At 44.3% G+C, this 1,025-nt stretch carries 1 protein-coding gene; it reads right to left on the minus strand.

The window, feature by feature from the left end:
- Nucleotides 1-165: 165 nt before the first annotated feature.
- The coding region (locus AC2JBO_RS44995) for an urease subunit alpha (RefSeq protein WP_496960097.1) at nt 166-1,025 on the minus strand (860 nt) is incomplete at its 5' end.

Below are 1,025 nucleotides of genomic sequence, written 5' to 3' on the forward strand. Positions count from 1 at the left end.
ATAAAGATTTGCGCGAAACCCTTGATTTTTCAAGATTTTTAGGGAACGAATCAGCCCTGCTTAATAAGGGGGCTTAAAAACCTCTTTTTCCGCCTTTATAAAGGGAGGCTAAAAACGCTCTTTTTACCCCTTATTAAGGGGGGTTAGGGGGGATTACACGGCGCCCTAAAATAAGAAATACCTTTGTGCCATAGGTAAAATCGTTGCAGGTTCACACGTCAGTAACTCACCATCCGCGCGCACTTCGTAGGTTTCTGGGTCAACTTCGATATGTGGCATAGCATCATTTAATTTCATATCCCGCTTGCTTAAGTTACGAATACCTGAAACAGCAACTACTTGTTTGTTTAATTTTAATTGGTTGGGTATATCCCGTTTTAACGCTTCTTGCGAAACAAAAGTTAACGAAGTTTTATGACGGGCACCGCCAAAACTACCAAACATGGGACGCATATGCACAGGTTGAGGTGTAGGAATACTAGCATTAGCATCACCCATTTGCGCCCAAGCAATCATTCCCCCTTTAATAACCATCTCTGGCTTCACACCAAAAAAAGCAGGGCGCCACAAACACAAATCAGCAATTTTACCTTCTTCCACAGAACCCACATACTGAGCTATCCCATGCGTAATAGCCGGATTTATCGTATACTTAGCCACATACCGCTTCGCCCTAAAATTATCCGCTACATCCGTTGGTAATCCGTTGCCACCACGCTGCACTTTCATCTTATGCCCCGTTTGCCAAGTACGAATAATCACCTCACCCACTCGTCCCATAGCCTGCGAGTCAGAGGAAATCATACTAAAGGCGCCTAAATCGTGCAAAATATCCTCAGCAGCAATAGTTTCGCGACGAATACGCGACTCAGCAAAAGCCACATCTTCGGGAATACCCGCATCAAGGTGATGACACACCATCAACATATCAAGGTGTTCATCAAGAGTATTTACAGTGTAGGGACGAGTTGGGTTAGTCGAAGATGGCAGAACATTCGCTTCACCACATACCTTAATAATGTCGG

This window comes from Calothrix sp. CBUCES-K 9914, from assembly GCF_059640475.1.